Genomic DNA, 20,353 nt, shown 5'->3' with positions numbered 1-20,353 from the left:
CTTGATTTTGTAGAAATTTTATTGTAAGAATTAAATTTTGAGTTTAACTAAAACATAAAAAAGTAAGATAAATAGTATGAAAATTTTTGATATTCAAGTACGCGTCCGTTATGCAGAAACGGATCAGATGGGGGTTGTTTACCACGGTAATTATGCACAGTATTTTGAAATGGGAAGAGTGGAATGGCTTAGAAATCTGGGGGTTTCGTATAAATGGATGGAGGAAAAAGGGGTTATGCTGCCTTTGGTATCATTAAGTATGAATTATAAAAAGCCAGCGCGTTATGATGATTTGTTAACCATTCGAACTATTTTTAAAAGTCAGACCTCCGTGAAGCTGGAATTTGATTATGAAATTTACAATGAATCGGGTGAGTTATTAACAACAGCTAACTCTTTATTGGTTTTTGTAGATGCCCAATCGGGTAGGCCTATACCCCCTCCTGAGTATTTAGAAGGGCTTTTGAGGTTTTCCTAAAATACACTTATTGTTACCTCAAAAAATGATGAAAAAATGCCAAAAACCATATCGGCATTTTTTTGTCGTGTTGAAATGATGAGTTCGCAACTTTCTTCCATTTTTTGAGAAATGATATGTATTTCTTTTTCTTTTATTACCCTCATGACTTTATTCATGTTTTTATAGTCAAAATTTACTTTATACTGGATATCAATTGTTCTTTCTACTAAAGAAGAGGCTTCTAAAGCCATTTTAGCACTTTCTCTATAAGCTGAAATCAAACCGCCAACACCTAATTTGATGCCTCCAAAATAACGGACTACAATTACCAATACATTGGTTAGTTCGAATGATTGAATTTGACCGTATATAGGCATTCCTGCGCTATTGTTTGGTTCGCCATCATCATTTGCGCGGTAATGTTTTTGAGTTGTGCCAAGTTGCCAAGCATAGCACCAGTGTCGAGCAGCATGATGTTTCTTCTTTAAATGTTCTAAATGTGCCTTGATTTCCTCTTCGTTGCTTACGGGGAAAGCATATCCGTAAAATTTACTGTTTTTTTCTTTGTATAAAACTTCAGGAGAATCCTCTTTAAGTGTTATGTAAGTATCTTCTGTATGCAAAAGGTATGATTTTAATACAAAATTATTGTTTTTAAAAATAAAAAAGAAATCAGTTAAAGAGGGATTTCTTTTTTTGAGAGTAGGTTTGTTATATCTTCGTTCTCTATTTCTAAATGCCATACGTGCATACCTAGTGAAGAAGCTATGTCCGTATTTTCTTTTTCATCATCTATAAATAAAGTTCGTTTGGGATTTAGTTCGTGGTTTTTTAGAATGAATTCAAAAATTTCCTTTTCAGGTTTACGTAAACCGATTTCAGATGAAAAGTACACTTTTTCAAAACATTGATAAAACTCTCTAGCAAAGGTCATTCCTACACGATGTTCAAATTTAGCAATATGTATTTCATCTATATTACTCAAAAGATAGAGTTTGTATTTATGGGATAACTTTTGTAAAAACTCAAGTCGAGAAAGAGGAAAATCAGCAATAGCAGTATTCCAAGCAATGCGTAGATCATCTATTGAGGCATTGGGTATTCTTTTTTTTAATTCAATCATAAAATGAGCTTCTGTTATTTTTCCTTTCTCAAATTCCTGATTGATTTCTTCAAAATGTTCGTCCCATTCTGAAAGGCCTAGGTTTTTAAGTGCTTTTAGAGAGGCATTTTTATCCAAATTCATAAAAACATTGCCGAAATCGAAAATAATGTTGTTAATCATAATTTGAAAAAATTAAAAGTTCATCATTTAATAATTTACTGTTTTTTATTTTTTTACTAGAAATAAAAGGAGCTTTAATGCCATTTAAAAGTGTATTCTTACTTTTAAAAACGCGTGCTTCATCCCAGTAATTATGGTTTATGAAATGTTGTAATGTACGACTGCCTCCTTCGATTATGATTGATTGAATTTGGTGTTGATGTAACCATTCAATTATAGACGAAACGGAATTTTTACTACTGTTTAAAATGATTTCGTCTAGAATGAAGGTTGGGGCTGACTTATCAAATATAAGATTTTCTTTTGAAATTTTATTTTTTTTATCCAAAACTATTCTTATTGGATTTGTTCCTTGCCAGTCTCTAGCGTTTAGTTGTGGGTTGTCGTCAAGAGCTGTTTGAGTTCCTATTAAAATAGCTTGTTCTTCTGTTCGCCATTTGTGAGTTAATTGTCTACTGTATGGATTACTGATCCATACGGGTTTTTGAATATCTTTATGGAGAGGTGCTATAAAGCCATCTGCTGTTTCTGCCCATTTTAAAATAATATAAGGGCGTTTTTTTTGATGAAAAGTAAAGAAACGTTTGTTGAGTTCTTGGCATTCTCTTTCTAAAACACCTACAATTACCTCACAGCCTGCATCTTTAAGTTTTTTTATACCAGCTCCAGATACCTTAGCAAAAGGATCCATAGTACCAATGACTACTTTGGGGATTTTATGTTGAATAATTAAATCAGCACATGGGGGAGTTTTTCCAAAATGACTACAAGGTTCAAGGCTGACGTATATTGTAGACTCGGATAAAACTTCCTTGTTTTGTACTGAATTTATAGCGTTTACTTCGGCATGTGCTTCACCTGATTTTTTATGCCAACCTTCGCCTATAATCAAATCATTGTGTACAATTACACTTCCTACTAAGGGGTTGGGATAAGTAGTGCCTAATCCATTTTTAGCTAATTCTATGCAGCGGGATATGTATTTTTGATGTATCTTCACCACACAAAAATAATAAAATGATCGCTGAAAAATAAGAAGTGGATAGGATTTTAAATGTTCCTATACTCGTTTTAAATCAAGAAATATGATTCGGTTAATAAAAAAAGAAGATAATAAAGAAGTTGCAACTCTTATTCGAACAGTTTTAGATGAATATAAAGTTCCTAAAATAGGGACTGCTTATGAGGATCCACAATTAGAAGTTATGTTTGAAGCGTATCAAATGGCACGATCTGCATATTTTGTATTAGAGTTTTTAGGAGAAATAAAAGGTTGTGCAGGGATAGCTCCTTTGAAAGAAGCTAGTTCTGATGTGTGTGAATTGCAAAAAATGTATTTCTTGTCTTCCGCGAGAGGAAAAGGATGGGGGGCTCAAATGATCGAGACTTGTCTTCATAAAGCAAAGGAAATGGGGTATAAAAGATGTTATTTAGAAACTTTGCCTACCATGGAAAAAGCCCAAAAACTATACTTAAAATCAGGATTTACATATTTGTCTGAACCTATGGGGTATACGGGACATTCTGCTTGTCCTGTTTGGATGTTAAAAGAATTATAATTACGTAAAAGAATAGGATAACATGTTGTTACAAGAATATAAGATACAATTTGCAGAAGAATTACAGAAAATTTATGATGAAAAAGAAGTAGAAAGTTTTTTTACTCTATTGTTAGAAGCTTTTCATGGCATGAAACGAATTGATTTTGCTTTGAATCCTCAATTAGAATTGGATGCCTTACAATTATTGCAATGGGAAACAGTTTTGGATCAATTAAAACAAGAAAAACCGATACAGTACATTTTAGGCGAAACAGATTTTTTTGGAATGTCTTTTTATACTAATGAGTACACCTTAATCCCTAGACCCGAAACCGAAGAATTGGTAGATTGGGTTATCCAAACAGTATCCACTACTAAAAAAGGGGAGAAAGTTAGGATTTTAGACATTGGAACAGGAACGGGATGTATTGCTATTTCATTAGCAAAAAATATACCAATGGCTGAGGTGTATGCAATAGATGTTTCGTTAAAAGCACTTGAAGTAGCCAAAAGAAATGCTAAAAGGAATAATGTAACGATTGAATTTATACATCAAGATCTGCTAATCCTAGAAAGTTTAGAAACCACTTTTGATATCATTGTTTCTAATCCGCCTTATGTTCGGAATTTAGAAAAGTTAGAAATAAAGAAAAATGTTTTAGACTATGAACCTCATTTAGCATTGTTTGTAGAAGATACAGATCCCTTGATTTTTTATAAAAAAATAGCTCAATTAGCATTGAAAAGTTTGTCTAAAAAAGGATGTCTTTTTTTTGAAATCAATCAGTATTTGGGAAAAGAAATGATAGAACTAATGGAGGATTTTGGATTTGAAAATATTAATTTACATAAAGATATATATGGAAACGATAGAATGTTGCTAGGACATAAATCTTAGTTTTTTGTTTTTAAAGAAGTTTTAGGTAGAATGTAGGTTTTCTTAATTTTTATTTAATCTAGACCTCTTATTCGTATCGTAAAGCCTCTATAGGGTCTAGTTTAGAAGCTTTTAAAGCTGGGTAAGAACCTGATATGATTGCTACTATAAAGCATATAAGAAAAGCAGAAATAATAGCCATCCAAGGAATTACAAACTCAAAATCTAATAAAGTAGCAAAACCATACCCTATTAAAATACCACTAAAAGTACCAACTAGTCCTCCCAATTGCCCAATTACCAAAGTTTCCATAAAAAATTGAAAAGCTATAGTACTTCTTTTTGCTCCTAAAGCCTTTCGAGTTCCAATTTCGCGAGTTCGTTCTGTAACGGAAACGAGCATGATATTCATAAGTGCTATAGAAGAACCAAAAATAGTTATAATTCCTATGACCCAAGCTGAAATGTCAAGGTAAGAGGTAAGTTCTATAATTCTTCGAATAAGGTCATCGCTTCTTGATATGCCAAAGTTGTCATCTTCTATAGGGTTTAATTTTCTAATAATTCGCATTTTTAGGATAGCATGATCTATTGCAGGTTCTAAAAATTCTTTTCGAGTAGTCATCACGCTAGTCATATAATTGATATTAGGCGAGCTACATAGAGATCGAGCTATTTGTAATGGAATTAATACTCTTAAATCTTGATTGTTGCCAAAACCAGATCCTTTTTCTTTTAAAACACCAATTACTTTAAATTTAGCACCTCGTATACTGATGGTTTTATCTAATGGATTGATATGGGCTAAGAGCTTTTTTTCAAAATCAGCCCCTAATAAACATACTGGATGATTGTTGATAATATCAAAACCTGAAAAATTCCGTCCTTTTGTGATTTCGAACCCCGCATTTGTAGTGTAGTTTTCATCTACACCCCATACACTTACTTCTGGATCTGTTTTTTTATTTTCATACGTTACTTCTGCGGTAGGGGTAGCAATAAACGAGATGGAAGTATAAGTAAAAGGAAAATTGTATTTTTCTTTAAAAGTTTGTGCTTGAGAGTAAGTAATTATTGGGTTTATTTTTTCTCGTTGTTTGCCTCTTTTATGTCTTTTTATTTCATCTTTATATTGACTAATAGAAAAGGTGTTGGCTCCCATAGAAGCAAAATCTTTAGTAAGAGTGTTGCTTAGGGCAGATACTACGGTTAATATACCTACAAGAGCCATTATTCCAATAGCAATAATTAATACTGTTAGTATTGTGCGCAAAAATTGAGTGCGGATAGCACTTAGAGCAATTTTAATATTTTCTTTTACTAATCCAACCATATATTATGAGTATCTGTATAGAGTAAAATGTTACAATTAAAACCAAAATTTTAGTTTTCTTTGAAAAAGTAAGATATTTGCAAAAGATAATAAACTTAGTTTGTTGAATTTTTAATGAGCTAGATTATCTGTAAAAATTAATTTAATATAAAGAAAACAATGAAACCATCCATTCCAAAAGGGACTCGTGATTTTTCACCTTCAGAAGTAGCTAAAAGAAATTATATATTTGGAATTATTCGTAAGCATTTTGAACGTTTTGGATTTCAGCCTATAGAAACGCCCACTTTTGAAAACTCTGAGACATTAATGGGGAAATATGGAGAAGAAGGCGACCGATTAATATTTAAAATTTTGAACTCAGGAAATTATTTCTTTAATAGAAAAAAAATTGAATTACCTGCTAGTATTGAACAATTGCAATTGAATTCTGCTGAAACGATCTCAACGGAACAATTGATAGAATTAAATCAGTTTACGAACAAAATTTCGGAAAAAGCACTTCGTTATGATTTAACAGTTCCCTTTGCGCGTTATGTAGTACAACATCAGAACGAAATTGAATTTCCATTCAAACGTTATCAAATACAGCCTGTTTGGAGAGCTGATAGACCTCAAAAAGGGCGTTTTAGAGAGTTTTTTCAATGTGATGCTGATGTGGTTGGGTCTGATTCTTTGTGGCAAGAAGTCGAGTTAGTTCAGTTATACGATGCTGTTTTTACTGATTTAGGTCTAAAAGGAGTAACTATTAAAATTAATAATCGTAAAATTTTATCAGGTATAGCTGAGGTAATAGGAGCTTCTGATAAGTTAATAGATTTTACCGTAGCCCTAGATAAATTAGATAAAATTGGAGAAGATGGTGTGAAAAAAGAAATGCAGGAAAAAGGAATTACTGAAGCAGCCATTCAAAAAATACAACCTCTATTTAATTTTACAGGAACAATAATTGAAAAGATAGAAAAACTTTCGAAACTCTTAGAAAATTCTAATGAAGGAATGAAAGGAATTGAAGAATTACAATTTATTTGTCAAAATATATTGGCTCTAGGGCTTCAGGACTCTAAATTGGATTTAGATGTGACTCTTGCACGAGGATTAAATTATTACACGGGGGCTATATTTGAAGTTTCAGCGCCTATAGGAGTAAGCATGGGATCTATTGGTGGTGGTGGAAGATATGATGATTTGACAGGTATTTTTGGTTTAAAAAATATGAGTGGTGTAGGAATATCATTTGGTTTAGATCGAATTTATTTAGTAGTGGAAGAGTTAGGCTTATTTCCAGAAACAGTAACAGCTACTTCTAAAGCTATCTTTTTGAATTTTGGAACCGAAGAAGCTCTGTTTTCAATGAAATCTATAGGTAAATTACGTCAATTAGGAATAAAAGTAGAATTGTACCCTGATTCAGTAAAAATAGGAAAACAGTTTCAATATGCTGATAAAAGAGGTATTCCTTTTGCTATCATAGTAGGAGGAGAGGAAATGAAAAAAGAGGAATATAATTTAAAAAACCTTCAATCAGGAGAGCAGAAAAAGGTGTCTTTTGATGAACTGGTTGAGAGTTTGCAATAAAAGATAAAAAGGTGTTCTAAGATTTAAAAAGATACAAGGAACACCTTTTTTGTTTGAACTAAATATGATTTTTGTTTCTAGGATGGTATTTGTGAAGAACTTGATTCAGATGGGTGCGATCTAGGTGCATATAGATTTCTGTGGTAGTAATGCTTTCGTGTCCTAACATCATTTGAATAGATCGGAGGTCAGCGCCATTTTCTAATAAATGAGTAGCAAATGAATGTCTAAAAGTGTGTGGGCTGATTGTTTTGTTTAAGTTTATTTTCTTTGCCAAATTTTTGATGATTGTAAAAATCATAGCGCGAGTAAGTTGTTTTCCTCTTCTATTAAGGAATAAAGTATCTTCATCTCCTTTTTGAATTTTAATATGGCAGCGAATCTGATTTACGTAAATAGTAATGTATTTTTGAGTGAGTTCATTTATAGGAACAAAACGTTGTTTGTTTCCTTTTCCTGTTATTTTTATAAATCCCTCTTCAAAAAACAAATCTGAAATTTTCAAAGCAGTTAGTTCAGAAACTCGAAGACCGCAACTATAAAGTGTTTCTAATATGGCTCGATTGCGTTCGCCTTCAGAAGTAGAAAGGTCAATGGCATTGATTAAATGATCTATGTTTTCAATACTAAGTACATCGGGTAGTTTTCTTCCTAATTTTGGGCTTTCTATTAGTTCTAAAGGATTGTCTTGTCGGTAGTTTTCAAAAATAAGATAACCAAAAAAACTTTTTAATCCTGAAATTAAACGGGCTTGGCTTCTTGCGTTGATGTTATTGGCGGTATGATATATGAAATCTTGAATGATTTCTTCTTTAATATTTAAGGGAGAGTAGTTTAGATTGTAATGTGTAAGGTAGTGTATTAGCTTTTCTATATCCATTGTGTAATTTTCAATAGAATTTTTAGAAAGAGCTCTTTCGAGTTTTAAATAATGTTGGTAATCTTTTAAAAGGTTTTGCCAATTCATAAGACTAGGTTCTTATTTATAAAATAAAACCTCGGATGATTCCGAGGTTTTGTTTTTATTGATTTCGTTTTAATATTAGAATTGGAAACCTAATTTTAAACCACCAATTGCGTTAGTGTATGTGTTTGAAACTTTTCCTTCTCCAGTTTTTGTTACTGTAGTTGTGTTTCCAGCTACTGTTGTAGTTTCAACAGCATCTTGTGTTCCAGAATTGTAACCTAATCCAACTTCTACTCCAAGGTATAATTTTTTAGTGAAATAATAATCAGCACCTACTGTAGCTCTAACACCAAAAGTAGAAGAGCCAGTTCCATTTACTCCAAGAGCGTTAACTGCACCAACTATCGTTGTAGAGTTATTATTGTTTGATTGAGTCATTTTGTACTCTGCTCCTGTAAAACCAAAAACGATATCAGCTCCTACATAAGTTGATAAACGATCTGTTCCTGCAAAATGCTTTTCAGCTCCTAATGTGATAACTCTGTTCGTTGTTCTAGCAACTTCAGTTATTGTAAATTCTAAAGGAGTATTTTGGTTTCTGATAGAGTTCTCTTCTCTTTTATTGCTACCTAAACCTAAACCAGCTCTAACAGCTAAATCATCTTTTATAAAATATCTAAATTTAGCAGCTCCACCAATAGCGTCAAATTTAGTATCTAAAATACCTCCTGTAACACCTACTTCTGTCGTTAAAGTACCCTTAACAGGTTTGAAAGATTCTTGTGCACTAGCAAAACCGAAAGCAAAAACTGCAGCAGCAGTTAATAAAAATTTTTTCATTTTAGTTAATTTAATTTTTTTTGCAAATCTATGAAAAAATAAATGTAATTTGCAAATTATAAATGTACGAAATTACATTAAAAATAGATCGTGTTGATTTTTATGTATGAAGGGGTGTGAATTGCAAGGATGGTTTAATTTAATATTATTGATATATGAAAAAAGAATCACTTTTAGTATTACTTTTGTTATCTATTACGTTTGTAACAAAAGCACAATTGGTAACGTTAGGGCTAAAGATGGGGGCAAATTATGCTAATTTTAAAAGTACTACTTTACAAACAAAAGCATTAACAAGTTATCATGCAGGTTTAATTGCTCAAATTAAAGTTTTAGAAGGTTTTAGTCTACAACCAGAATTATTATATTCTACACAAGGAGCAACTTATGATTACGCTTTTCAAGAGTTTAAATCAGAGTTAGGATATGTTTCATTACCTCTTATGGCTAAAATAGATTTAGGAAAAACGTTAAGTTTAGAATTAGGACCTCAGTTTTCATGGTTAGCTTCTAAAAAGGTTAATTGGCAAACAGATGTAAAAACACTTGATTTTAGTGCTAATGCAGGATTAGGTGTTAAACTTACAGACCGTTTATTTATTCAAGGAAGATATGTTTTAGGTCTGACCGAAATTGGAAAGAATGTGGATATTAAAAATAGTGTAGGACAGCTTTCATTAGGAGTATTGTTTTAATATGATATAATAAATAAAATAAGCCATTCTATTAAGAATGGTTTTTTTATTTTTACAAAAACAGAATAAATGAAAATATATATTATAAACGGACCTAATCTGAATTTGTTAGGACGTAGAGAACCAGAAATTTATGGAAATGTAACTTTTGAAGATTTTTTCAAAGAGTTAAAAGTTCTTTTTCCTTCTATTGAGTTGTCTTATTTTCAAAGTAATATAGAAGGGGAGCTTGTAGATAAGTTACAAGAAATTGGTTTTTCTTATGATGGTATTATATTAAATGCGGGAGCTTATACCCACACGTCTATAGCTATAGGTGATTGTATAAAAGCAATTGCTGCTCCGGTTATAGAAGTTCATATATCGAATACCTTTTCAAGGGAGGAATTTCGTCATCAGTCCTATATTTCACCGAATGCTAAAGGAGTAATTTTAGGTTTTGGATTACAGAGTTATCAACTGGCTTTGCAAAGTTTTATTAGTATCAATGCCAATGACTTTGTTTGAGGTATTTTATAAAACAAACAAACATTTGAGTTGATATTTACGGTTTAATGGCATTGTTTAAAATAAAAATTATTTTACAAATATATCATAACTTAATCGGATTAGTGTGCCAATAACGACAACTAAAAAGAAAATTCGTATGAATTGATTTCCTTTTTTTATGGCTAACTTGGCACCTAACCATCCTCCTAAACCATTACAAATAGCCATAGGAATTGCTAGGATCCAAATAATTTTGCCTTTTAAGATAAATAGACTTAAAGAGCCAATGTTAGAAGCTATATTTACTAATTTAGCATGTGCAGATGCGTGTAAAAAATCGAGACCTAAAATTACAATAAAAGAAACAATAAGAAAACTTCCAGTACCCGGTCCTATAAAACCATCATAGAATCCTATAAAGCTACTAATTACACAACCGATAAAAAGAAAATTATTTTCTGAAATATTTTTAGGGTGATGATTGCCAAAGTCCTTTTTTATAAAGGTATAAATGGCTAAAAGTATTAAGATAAAAAACAACAATGGCTTCATGAATTGATTACTAACCAATGTAAGCAAATAAGAACCGAAAAAGGCACTGATGCAAGAAAAAAGAGCCATAATTAATAGCGATTTCCACTGCATACGAACATTTTTCAGGTAATGTACTGCGGCAATAGAAGTTCCTGTAATTGCAGGTACTTTTAAAGATCCTATTAGATTTGAAATAGCAAGATTAGGAAGGAGTATCAGTGCTAAAGGAGTTTGTATTAGTCCTCCGCCTCCAGCAATAGCATCAATAAATCCAGCAAGAAAAGAAGCGATACAAAGGGAAATAATAATATAGATTTCCAAAACTAATTTGTGATTATTTGATTTATGTATTTAGATTCAACAGACTGTCTAAAAAGGGTAGTTTATTACTTCTCCATAGGTTGAAATGAATAAAACGCTTTTTGAACAGTCTGTATTTACTGTATATTATGCGCGTATGATGTTTGCACCTAATGCTCTTAAGCGCTCATCAATGCGTTCATAGCCTCGGTCAATTTGTTCTATGTTTTGAATGGTACTAGTCCCTTTAGCTGTTAACGCTGCAATTAGCAAAGAAATACCCGCTCTAATATCTGGAGAACTCATGGTTGTTGCTTTTAATTGAGATTGGAAATTGTGCCCCATAACAACAGCTCTATGAGGATCGCATAACATTATTTTAGCTCCCATATCAATTAGCTTATCAACAAAGAATAAGCGGCTCTCAAACATTTTTTGATGAATTAGCACGTCGCCTTTTGCTTGAGTAGCTACAACTAATATAATACTTAATAAGTCAGGAGTAAAACCTGGCCATGGAGCATCGGATATTGTTAATATAGAGCCATCAATATCTGTTTTGATTTCATATCCATCTGTATGAGCAGGGATGTAAATATCATCTTCTTTTTTTTCAATAGTAATGCCTAGTTTTCTAAATACATTAGGAATAATACCCAGATTTTCCCAACTTACATTTTTTATTGTAATTTCACTTCTGGTCATTGCGGCAAGTCCTATCCAAGAACCTATTTCAATCATATCAGGTAAAATACGGTGTTCACAGCCGCCTAATGATTCTACTCCTTCTATTGTTAATAAATTTGAACCAATACCACTTATTTTAGCACCCATTGCATTTAGCATTTTACATAATTGTTGTAGGTAGGGTTCGCAAGCAGCGTTGTATATTGTGGTAGTGCCTTCTGCTAATACAGCGGCCATTACAATGTTTGCCGTTCCTGTAACAGAAGCTTCGTCTAGTAGCATATAAGTTCCTTTAAGCCTTCCGTCTATTTCTACTCCATAAAAATGATCTGCTCTTTCATATCTAAACTTTGCTCCTAGGTTTATAAAGCCTTCAAAGTGAGTGTCTAAACGACGACGGCCAATTTTATCTCCTCCTGGTTTTGGAATATAACCACAACCAAAACGAGCTAATAAAGGACCAATAATCATAATAGAACCACGAAGGCTGCCTCCTTCTTTTTTGAAAGTTTCAGTTTTTAAATAATTGATGTTTACTTCGTCTGCTTGAAAGGTGTAGTCGCCAGGGCCATTTTTTTGAATTTTAACGCCTAAATTCCCTAATAAAGAAATTAGTTTATTAACATCAATAATGTCAGGGATGTTGGTTATTCGTACTTTTTCAGAGGTTAAAAGTACTGGGCATAAAACTTGTAGTGCTTCATTTTTAGCGCCTTGTGGTTGAACGTTTCCTTTAAGAGGTTTCCCTCCTTCAATTTTAAAAGTTCCCATGTTTTGAGTTATAGGTTATGGAGCTGTCGGGCTCTTAGTTATTTTTTTTAAAAGGTCTTTTTTGTTGAATGTTTTTCTGATTTTTATGTTTACCATTGTTATTACTAATGCTGTTATTGCTTTGCATTTTGTTAGAAGTCCTTTTATTGGTACGCATTAAATCATGAGTATTGGATAGCTCCTCAGTAGTAGAAGAAAGATTTATTTTTCCGTCTGATAATTCGTAGAGATGCTCAAATATAACCGCATCAGTTACGGTATCTTTATTCCAACTTAAATAACTTTTTTTCATGTGATTTGCAATCACGCGTATTAAAGCATTTTTAAGATCGCCATCTTCCCATTCGTTTGCTTTATCTATCATATAGGTAATGTTATTACCATAAAAGCGGTATTTTGGGAAGTTTTGAGGGTAAGGCAATGGAGCTGCTTTCATATTGATCACTTCACGAGTAGGGATTGGGTAAGGGGAATCTACATCTAATAGGAAATCCGACATGATAAACAATTGATCCCAAAGCTTGTGTTGGAAATCAGGGACATCGCGCAAATGAGGGTTCATTCCTCCCATGACTCCTATAATGTATTTTGCCAGTTTATTGCGTTCCTCTCGATTTTCAATCGTAATCGCTTGACTAATCAAGTTATGAAGGTGGCGCCCATATTCAGGTATAGCAAGTGATTTTCTTTCAGAGTTATACTCTAGAAAATGAATTGCTTCTAAAACTTGATCGGTATTAAATTTTGTACTACTCATTCTATAATGAAATTATCCCTTCGATAGTTGATACTTCTTGGTATTTTTTTATGATTTCTTCTGCATTGGGCATTATTACATCAACCGATATACTGGTAAATGTTCCATTCTTTGATTGACGAGTATCTATTACAGCTCCCATACAATCAAAAGCTTTTTCTACGGCACTTATTTTATTAGTGTCAGTAGGTACTATAAATTTATATAAATATTTTGAAGGCCAAACCTTATTTACAGCATTTAATTCCTCTTTTAATCGAATATAAAATTCAGTGGTTTTCTTATCCATCTTCTACATTATAAATATAGGCAAATATAAGCTTTTTAATGGTTTTTTTGAAAGTTGAATTTTTACTTTGTGTTTTATTGTTTTTTTAAGGGAATAGACCATATTGTCTAAAATAAAAAAACAATAAATAAAAAGCAACTGTAAGAAAACGAAACTTATACCATTTAAACTTTGAATTTTCTTTTTAAAAATAGTACATCTATAAAAGCAACAAAAATTAGCGTTGCTTCTCGATGCGCTTCGCGCTCGAACTAACGATGATTTCAATTATATAACTCAACCGTCTGTTCGAGTTGTTTAAAAAAAGCGTATTGAGAACTTTACTTTTTAACCCAGTATATTTTAAGCTTAAATGGTATTAGTTTGTATAAGCGTTGTTTTTCATTTTTAAAAAAGAAATAGTTTGATTAAGTTTGCGTTCTTGAAATTGATGTTTTGAAAAGAGGAATTGTTGTAATTACAGGAGGACCTGGTACAGGTAAAACTACTATTATCAATAGCTTAGTTGAAAAAGGATATGTTTGCTATCCAGAGATTTCGCGTGAGGTGACTTTAGAAGCTAAAAAACAAGGAGTTGAGCAGTTGTTTTTGACAGAGCCATTGTTGTTTAGTCAAATGTTGTTGGATGGACGTATTAAACAGTATGAGAATGCGCGAAATGAAGAAAACCATTTAGTTTTTATTGATCGAGGGATGCCCGATGTATTAGCTTATATGGATTTTATAGGCGATGAATACCCTGAGCATTTTGATGCTCAATGCCATGAAATGCGTTATGATACGGTTTTTGTTTTACCTCCTTGGGAAGACATCTATGTAAGCGATGAAGCACGTTATGAAAATTTTGAGCAAGCAAAGATAATTTATGAGCATTTAAAACTTACTTACCAGAAATATGGCTATCAATTAATTGAAGTTCCTACAGGGACAGTAGAAAAGCGAGTAGATTTTATTTGTAATCAACTTAAAGTAATTGGATAAGTTTGTTAAAGTTATTACTTTAGCCTTATTTAAATAATTAACTTTTGCAAAAAACATTAGAAATTCTTCAAAAATATTGGGGATATGATAGTTTTAGACCTGTTCAAGATGAGGTTGTTCAGTCAGTTCTAGAGGGTCATGATACGTTTGCACTTCTTCCAACAGGAGGAGGCAAGTCATTGTGTTTTCAGGTTCCAGCAATGATTAGTGGAGGGCTGTGTTTAGTTGTGTCTCCTTTGGTAGCCTTGATGAAAGACCAGGTGGGGCAACTTCAGAAGAGAGGTATTAAGGCAATAGCTTTAACAGGAGGAACTCATGCAGATGAGCTTATACAGCTGTTGGATAACTGTCAGTTTGGTAATTATCATTTTTTATATTTATCTCCAGAGAGATTAGAACAAGATTGGGTATTAGAACGAATTAAAAGTTTACCAATTCATCTAATAGCAGTAGATGAAGCACATTGTGTTTCTCAATGGGGATACGATTTTAGACCTTCGTATTTAAAAATCAATACATTAAAAAAAGCTTTTCCTAAAGTTCCTTTTATTGCGCTTACAGCATCTGCAACTCCCGAAGTTCAACAAGATATATTGCTGAATTTAGGATTGATTAATCCTAAGATTTTTAAAAAATCGTTTTCACGAGATAATTTGAGCTACCATGTTATAAAATCAGAAGATAAACTTTATAAAATCAAGCAAATTTTACTCAAAAACCCAGAACCTTCTATCATATATGTTAGGAATAGGAAATTATGTTTAGATTATGCAAATCAATTAAATTCTCTTGGGTTTAGTGCAACTTATTACCATGGCGGTTTATTGCCTAAGGATAAGGAAAAAAATATGGAATCATGGATGAATGAAAGTCGTTTGATTATGGTTGCAACAAATGCTTTTGGGATGGGTATTGATAAACCCAATGTAAAGACCGTAATACATGTAAACCTTCCTGAAAACCTAGAAAGTTATTATCAAGAAGCAGGCAGGGCGGGTAGAGCAGGCCAAAAGGCTTTTGCTATTATGATTGCGTCTTATAATGATATTATTCATGCTCAAGAACAGTTTGTTACTGTTTTGCCAGACGTAGTTTTTTTGAAAGAAATTTATAAGAAATTGTGTAATTATTTTCAAATTCCCTACGGAGAAGGGATTAATGAAGAATTTACTTTTAGTTTAAATCGTTTTTGTACACATTATAATTTTCCTATTTTAAAAACCTTTAATGCGTTACAATTTTTGGATAGACAAGGAATTATCTCGCTTTCAAATGAACAGTCCGAAAAAGTACAACTTCAGTTTATAGTAGAATCAAAAGAAGTAATACGTTATATAAGTTTTCATCCTGATGAAGAAGCTATTATAACAACTATTTTAAGAAATTATCCAGGGATTTTTGAAATTCAAACCAATATCAATACTTCTTTTGTGGCAAAACAGGCGTTTTGTAAAGAAGAAAAGGTTTTCAACTTATTGCAAAAACTGAAAGAACAAAATATGGTTCATTTATTAATTATTCAAAATGAATCTAAAATAACTTTTTTAGAAGTAAGAGAAGATGATCGTACGATAAATAGAATAGCAAAATATTTAGAAAAACAAAATCTAATAAAGAAAAGTCAATTAGCAGCAGTTGTAGCTTATGTAAACGACCAAAACCAATGCAAAAGTAAATTGATACTTACTTATTTCGGGGAAATTGGAGTTGCAGACTGCGGAAGTTGTTCCTATTGCTTAAAAAAAAACAAGAAAATCTATAACAAAGAACATCTGACAGAAGAATTACTTAAAATATTAAAAACAGAGAAATTAAGTTCTCGAGAAATCTTAGAAAAAATAAATATAGAAGAGAAAATCCTTTTTGAAATCTTAAAGGAAATGTTAGAGTACAATATGATCGAGTTAGATCATAAAAATCAATTTATTCTTAAATAATGAAATCATTGCGAATTGTTTTTATGGGAACGCCAGAATTTGCTGTAGGAATTTTGGATGCCATAGTCAAAGAAAATAAATACGAAGTAGTAGGAGTTATTACAGCTCCAGATAAACCCGCAGGAAGAGGGCAAAAAATTAAATATTCAGCTGTTAAAGAATACGCTCTAGAAAAAGAATTACGTTTATTGCAGCCAACAAATCTCAAAGACGAGAGTTTCTTACAAGAGTTAAAATCCTTAGAGGCTAATTTACAAGTTGTCGTCGCTTTTCGCATGTTGCCCGCAGTTGTTTGGAAAATGCCAGAATTAGGAACCTTTAACCTTCATGCTTCGTTGTTGCCCGAATACCGTGGTGCCGCACCCATTAATTGGGCGATTATTAATGGAGAGACTAAAACAGGTGTGACTACCTTTTTTATAGATGATAAGATTGATACAGGAGCTATGATTTTGAGTAAAGAAATGCCTATTTTGCCAGATGAAAATGCTGGACAATTGCATGATCGTTTAATGAGTTTAGGTTGTGAAGCAGTTGTGGAAACCTTAGAGAAAATAGCAAATGCTAATGTGGTTACTGTTTTACAAAAAGATTCACCAGAAATAAAAACAGCGTATAAATTAGATCGAGAGAACTGTAAAGTTAATTTTAATAAAGGTTTAGATGCGGTTTATAATCAAATTCGTGGTTTAGCGCCTTATCCTGCCGCCTATTGTACTTTTGTAGATCAAGAGGAGCAATGGAGTGTTAAATTGTATGAGGTAGAAAAAGAAATAATGACACATGAATTAGCAATAGGAAAAGTAGAACATACCAAAAAAGAAATTAGAGTGGCTTTAGAAGGAGGTTTTTTAAAAATTAAGTCTTTACAATTTCCAGGTAAGAAAAGAATGAATGCTCAAGAATTACTAAATGGAATGCGTTTTACAGAATATTTAAAAGTAGAATAGCTTACATTAAAATCAGTATTTTCTCTCAAAAAATATTTTTTACGTAGTTTTAAAACGGTTTTTGTCGCAAAAATAAATAAAAAAGAGTTAAAAATGTTGTGCGGTAAGGAAATCCTACTAAATTTGTGGGGCTTAGAATTAATATTAACCTATCAATTAATAACTAATTATTATGAACAAATCAGATTTAATCGATGCTATGGCTGCTGATGCAGGAATTACTAAAGCTGCTGCAAAGGCTGCATTAGAGTCATTTTTAAGTAATGTTGAAGGAACTTTAAGTAAAGGTGGTAAAGTTGCTTTAGTAGGATTCGGATCATGGTCAGTATCTACAAGAGCGGCTAGAGAAGGAAGAAATCCCCAAACAGGGAACACTATTAAAATTGAAGCTAAAAACGTAGTAAAATTTAAAGCAGGTGCAGAATTAGAAGGAGCTGTTAATAAATAATAGTTTTATAATATTATATAAAAAGCCACGACTTTACGTGGCTTTTTTATTTTTTTATAATTATTTTTTGTTTATAATTATTTTATTTGTTAAATTTAGTTACAAAAGAATAGATATGGTAGTAATTAAACCACAAAAAGGACATTTGTTAATAGCCGAACCCTCTATTATAGGAGACTTATCTTTTAACAGATCGGTGGTTTTGTTAGCAGATCATAATGAAGAGGGGTCTATAGGGTTTATTTTGAATAAACCATTGAATTATACTATTAAGGATTTGATTCCAGAAATATCAGCTTCGTTTAAAATATACAATGGAGGACCTGTTGAGCAAGATAATTTGTATTTTATACATAATGTGCCACATTTAATATCAGGAAGTGTGGAAATCGCCTCTGGAATTTATTGGGGTGGTGATTTTCAACAAACGAAAGAATTGATAAATAACGAAAAAATCAATAAAAATAATATACGTTTTTTCTTAGGTTATTCAGGCTGGGATGCAGAGCAATTACAAAACGAATTAGAGTCTCATTCTTGGATTATTTCTGAAAATGATTTGAGTAACAATATAATAGGGAAATCATCGTCTAATTTTTGGAGAGAAAAAATAATAGAACAAGGAGGAGAGTATTTAGTTTGGTCAAACGCTCCCGAAAACCCTATTTATAATTAAAACAATCTTATTTTTGTGTTTAATTTTAAAACCAATAACTCGGATGTGCTTGTTTGATACTCTTTTTTACGATATCTAGTTATAGGTTGTATTCCCCTAATTACGTTGCTTATGAATAACTCATCCGCTTTTTGTAATTCAAAAGGAGATATAGGTCTTTCTTCTACTTTTAACGTTTCTATGTTTTGAGCGATTAGAAGTAATTGTTTTCTCATGATTCCATTGATACAGCCTTCAGAAAGAGGAGGAGTCGTTAAAATGCCATCTTTAATCATGAAAATATTGCCGTTTAGAGCTTCAATTATGTTTTTTTCATGGTTTAATAACAGGCAATTATCAAGGTTGTTTTCGTTAGCATAAATGCTTCCCGTTGTATTTATCGTTCTGTTAGTACTTTTGATGGTTGATAAAAGTTGTTTTGTAATTACAAAATCCTTGTAAATATCTACCTCGTAAGGAAGGCTTGAGATTGTATATATAGTATTTTCTAAAGGAGTGGCTGTTGAAAAATAATCCACTTCATTGGTTTGAGGAAGATATAATCCACCATTTTTTCTAAAGACATTAAAACGAACGCGAGCAGAACTCTCTATTTTTAAGTTTCTTGCCGCTTCTAATATTTGATTTTCAAAGTATTCTAAAGTGAAATCTATAGGAATTTCCATTCGTAAAATTCGCATAGAAGCCATCAATCTAAAATAATGATCTTCTGAAAAAAGTACCTTATTGTCTAGTACTTTTAAAGTTTCAAAAACAGCATCTCCGTATAAAAAAGCCCTATTATCCTGTAATGTTAAAAATCTGTCCATAAAAAATCCCGATAAATCGGGACAAAGATAAGTTTTATTCTTTTTTAAATAGATCCTAAAACGTGTTTTAGATCAGAAATTTGATTTTCCCAAAGCATCTTGGCTTCTGATAGATCATCTTCCTCGGCAAAATCAACTACCATTAGAGAAACATCTTTTGTAATATCATCTTCTAGTATTCTAAGTTCAAAATAATACTCTGTGTCTTTGTTTTCTTCGTCAACCCATTTGAACTTTATTTTTTCACCTGTTTTTTTAGAGAAAATACGTGCTTTTTCCTCTGAATCATCCCATTTAAAAGTAAAGAAATCGCCTCTTGAATTAACATTGTTAGCAAACCATTCTTGTAATCCAGATGGCGTAGAAATATACTGATATAATAACTGAGGAGAGGAATGTATAGGGAACTCTAATTCGTATCGTATTTTATTGTTCATAATGATTTTTTTTTGGAAATATAGATAATATGAGTTAGTAAAACAAGTAAAATGTTTTTTTTATTTATCTTTTTATCTTGGAATGTTGATTGCGTATTTGTTTGTTGTTTATGAAATAGAGGATATTTCTAATTGGAGTTCTAATAAGATTACTTTTAAAAGAAAAAAAAAAAAATTAAATCGTTGTTTTTGAGTGTTTTATATTTTTTATTTGAAAAAAAGTAAAAAAAAATAAGAAAAAAGTTTGCGTAACTTGAATTTAGTTGTAAATTTGCACTCGCATTCGGGAAGGATGTTACCAACAGAAAAAAATGGCGAGGTAGCTCAGTTGGTTAGAGCGCAGGATTCATAACCCTGAGGTCACGGGTTCAACTCCCGTCTTCGCTACTCAATCCCCAAAAACTCTAATATATAAAGAGTTTTGGGGATTTTTACTTAAAATCTGTGTCAAATCTATGGCAAGAAGCGGATAAAGGATCAAGTCAAAGTCTGTAGACTTGATTGATTTCATTGTACAATTAGTTAATCTAAAAAGAAAACTTGTATTTCGGACTCCTCTAAATTTTACTTTTAAATTTTTTCTTTTCATTAAAGATTCTTTGTGATGTTTTATTGCTTTTTAGGAGATAGCAAATTTTATTTCTGTTGAAAAAATGAACATTGTTTTATGATGATTTATTACAGTTTGTTTATTGTATTAAAAGATTCATAGATGCAGAGTGATATTAAAAAGTTTTATAAAACGAATTTTTTATGTTGATAACATAAAGTG

23 protein-coding genes and 1 tRNA gene are annotated in these 20,353 nt (G+C 31.7%); 12 read left to right on the top strand and 12 right to left on the bottom strand.

Annotated elements, in window-relative coordinates:
• Positions 1-76: 76 nt before the first annotated feature.
• Positions 77-478 carry an acyl-CoA thioesterase gene (locus tag B0A78_RS09275; RefSeq protein ID WP_014165063.1) on the top strand — a complete coding sequence of 134 codons (402 nt, stop codon included), beginning with the start codon at positions 77-79 and terminating at the stop codon, positions 476-478.
• On the opposite strand, the gene B0A78_RS09270 is transcribed toward B0A78_RS09275, so the two are convergent.
• The 3 genes from B0A78_RS09270 to ribD are packed head-to-tail and all read right to left on the bottom strand — an operon-like array spanning position 475 to position 2,745.
• Positions 475-1,083, bottom strand: coding sequence for an IMPACT family protein (locus tag B0A78_RS09270; RefSeq protein WP_065213932.1), 609 nt, complete (start codon positions 1,081-1,083; stop codon positions 475-477). The two genes, B0A78_RS09275 and B0A78_RS09270, sit on opposite strands and share 4 nt — an antisense overlap.
• Before the next feature lie 53 nt (positions 1,084-1,136).
• Positions 1,137-1,745: an HAD family hydrolase gene (locus B0A78_RS09265; protein WP_014165065.1), complete on the bottom strand. Its 609-nt coding sequence runs from the start codon at positions 1,743-1,745 to the stop codon at positions 1,137-1,139.
• Complete coding sequence (gene ribD, locus B0A78_RS09260; RefSeq protein WP_014165066.1) at positions 1,738-2,745, bottom strand: bifunctional diaminohydroxyphosphoribosylaminopyrimidine deaminase/5-amino-6-(5-phosphoribosylamino)uracil reductase RibD; 1,008 nt, start codon at positions 2,743-2,745, stop codon at positions 1,738-1,740. Before ribD ends, B0A78_RS09265 begins: the two co-directional genes overlap by 8 nt.
• 85 nt (positions 2,746-2,830) lie before the next feature.
• Here ribD and B0A78_RS09255 point away from each other — a divergent pair, with 85 nt between their 5' ends.
• Together B0A78_RS09255 and prmC are read left to right on the top strand one after the other, a co-directional pair.
• On the top strand, positions 2,831-3,304 hold the full coding sequence (locus tag B0A78_RS09255) for a GNAT family N-acetyltransferase (protein ID WP_014165067.1): 474 nt from the start codon (positions 2,831-2,833) through the stop codon (positions 3,302-3,304).
• A gap of 22 nt (positions 3,305-3,326) precedes the next feature.
• Positions 3,327-4,184 carry a peptide chain release factor N(5)-glutamine methyltransferase gene (gene prmC / locus B0A78_RS09250; RefSeq protein WP_065213157.1) on the top strand — a complete coding sequence of 286 codons (858 nt, stop codon included), beginning with the start codon at positions 3,327-3,329 and terminating at the stop codon, positions 4,182-4,184.
• A 67-nt stretch (positions 4,185-4,251) separates the two neighbouring features.
• Here prmC and B0A78_RS09245 read toward each other — a convergent pair whose 3' ends face one another.
• Entirely contained in the window at positions 4,252-5,496 is a 1,245-nt protein-coding gene (locus B0A78_RS09245) for an ABC transporter permease (RefSeq protein ID WP_014165069.1), read from the bottom strand.
• A 159-nt stretch (positions 5,497-5,655) separates the two neighbouring features.
• Between B0A78_RS09245 and hisS the strand changes: the two genes are divergently transcribed.
• On the top strand, positions 5,656-7,074 hold the full coding sequence (gene hisS / locus B0A78_RS09240) for a histidine--tRNA ligase (protein WP_014165070.1): 1,419 nt from the start codon (positions 5,656-5,658) through the stop codon (positions 7,072-7,074).
• A gap of 58 nt (positions 7,075-7,132) precedes the next feature.
• On the opposite strand, the gene xerD is transcribed toward hisS, so the two are convergent.
• Entirely contained in the window at positions 7,133-8,041 is a 909-nt protein-coding gene (gene xerD / locus B0A78_RS09235; RefSeq protein WP_014165071.1) for a site-specific tyrosine recombinase XerD, read from the bottom strand.
• A gap of 75 nt (positions 8,042-8,116) precedes the next feature.
• Positions 8,117-8,821, bottom strand: a complete 705-nt coding sequence (locus B0A78_RS09230) for a hypothetical protein (RefSeq protein WP_097609609.1) — start codon at positions 8,819-8,821, stop codon at positions 8,117-8,119.
• A gap of 155 nt (positions 8,822-8,976) precedes the next feature.
• Here B0A78_RS09230 and B0A78_RS09225 point away from each other — a divergent pair, with 155 nt between their 5' ends.
• A complete protein-coding gene (locus B0A78_RS09225) occupies positions 8,977-9,516 on the top strand; it encodes a porin family protein (protein WP_014165073.1) in 540 nt (179 codons plus the stop codon).
• A 69-nt stretch (positions 9,517-9,585) separates the two neighbouring features.
• Positions 9,586-10,023 (top strand): type II 3-dehydroquinate dehydratase, encoded by a 438-nt coding sequence (gene aroQ, locus B0A78_RS09220; protein WP_014165074.1) that lies wholly within the window; start codon positions 9,586-9,588, stop codon positions 10,021-10,023.
• 69 nt (positions 10,024-10,092) lie between these two features.
• On the opposite strand, the gene B0A78_RS09215 is transcribed toward aroQ, so the two are convergent.
• The 4 genes from B0A78_RS09215 to B0A78_RS09200 form a co-directional block, all read right to left on the bottom strand.
• Positions 10,093-10,860 carry a sulfite exporter TauE/SafE family protein gene (locus B0A78_RS09215; protein WP_065213160.1) on the bottom strand — a complete coding sequence of 256 codons (768 nt, stop codon included), beginning with the start codon at positions 10,858-10,860 and terminating at the stop codon, positions 10,093-10,095.
• A gap of 126 nt (positions 10,861-10,986) precedes the next feature.
• Positions 10,987-12,297 carry a UDP-N-acetylglucosamine 1-carboxyvinyltransferase gene (gene murA / locus B0A78_RS09210; protein ID WP_014165076.1) on the bottom strand — a complete coding sequence of 437 codons (1,311 nt, stop codon included), beginning with the start codon at positions 12,295-12,297 and terminating at the stop codon, positions 10,987-10,989.
• 34 nt (positions 12,298-12,331) lie between these two features.
• Complete coding sequence (locus tag B0A78_RS09205; RefSeq protein ID WP_014165077.1) at positions 12,332-13,054, bottom strand: DUF4290 domain-containing protein; 723 nt, start codon at positions 13,052-13,054, stop codon at positions 12,332-12,334.
• A 1-nt stretch (position 13,055) separates the two neighbouring features.
• A complete protein-coding gene (locus B0A78_RS09200; protein ID WP_014165078.1) occupies positions 13,056-13,343 on the bottom strand; it encodes a DUF493 family protein in 288 nt (95 codons plus the stop codon).
• Positions 13,344-13,778: 435 nt separating this feature from the next.
• On the opposite strand from B0A78_RS09200, the gene B0A78_RS09195 reads away from it, so the two are divergent.
• The 5 genes from B0A78_RS09195 (at position 13,779) to B0A78_RS09175 (ending at position 18,335) form a co-directional block, all read left to right on the top strand.
• Complete coding sequence (locus B0A78_RS09195; protein WP_014165079.1) at positions 13,779-14,324, top strand: AAA family ATPase; 546 nt, start codon at positions 13,779-13,781, stop codon at positions 14,322-14,324.
• Between the two features lie 44 nt (positions 14,325-14,368).
• Complete coding sequence (locus tag B0A78_RS09190) at positions 14,369-16,261, top strand: RecQ family ATP-dependent DNA helicase (protein ID WP_065213162.1); 1,893 nt, start codon at positions 14,369-14,371, stop codon at positions 16,259-16,261.
• On the top strand, positions 16,261-17,211 hold the full coding sequence (gene fmt, locus B0A78_RS09185) for a methionyl-tRNA formyltransferase (protein WP_014165081.1): 951 nt from the start codon (positions 16,261-16,263) through the stop codon (positions 17,209-17,211). The genes B0A78_RS09190 and fmt overlap by 1 nt, the downstream gene beginning before the upstream one ends.
• A 172-nt stretch (positions 17,212-17,383) precedes the next feature.
• Positions 17,384-17,659, top strand: a complete 276-nt coding sequence (locus B0A78_RS09180) for an HU family DNA-binding protein (RefSeq protein WP_014165082.1) — start codon at positions 17,384-17,386, stop codon at positions 17,657-17,659.
• A gap of 115 nt (positions 17,660-17,774) precedes the next feature.
• Positions 17,775-18,335, top strand: coding sequence for a YqgE/AlgH family protein (locus tag B0A78_RS09175; RefSeq protein ID WP_014165083.1), 561 nt, complete (start codon positions 17,775-17,777; stop codon positions 18,333-18,335).
• Here B0A78_RS09175 and B0A78_RS09170 read toward each other — a convergent pair.
• Positions 18,332-19,144, bottom strand: coding sequence for an aminotransferase class IV (locus tag B0A78_RS09170; RefSeq protein WP_097609608.1), 813 nt, complete (start codon positions 19,142-19,144; stop codon positions 18,332-18,334). The two genes, B0A78_RS09175 and B0A78_RS09170, sit on opposite strands and share 4 nt — an antisense overlap.
• Before the next feature lie 44 nt (positions 19,145-19,188).
• Complete coding sequence (locus B0A78_RS09165) at positions 19,189-19,581, bottom strand: START-like domain-containing protein (RefSeq protein WP_014165085.1); 393 nt, start codon at positions 19,579-19,581, stop codon at positions 19,189-19,191.
• A 313-nt stretch (positions 19,582-19,894) separates the two neighbouring features.
• Between B0A78_RS09165 and B0A78_RS09160 the strand changes: the two genes are divergently transcribed.
• Positions 19,895-19,968, top strand: a tRNA-Met gene (locus B0A78_RS09160).
• Positions 19,969-20,353 lie beyond the last annotated feature (385 nt).

This window comes from Flavobacterium columnare NBRC 100251 = ATCC 23463 (assembly GCF_002530675.1).
Classification (GTDB): Bacteria; Bacteroidota; Bacteroidia; order Flavobacteriales; family Flavobacteriaceae; genus Flavobacterium; species Flavobacterium columnare.
The sequence above is the reverse complement of the archived record's forward strand: the minus strand, read 5'-3'. Positions and strand labels throughout refer to the sequence as shown.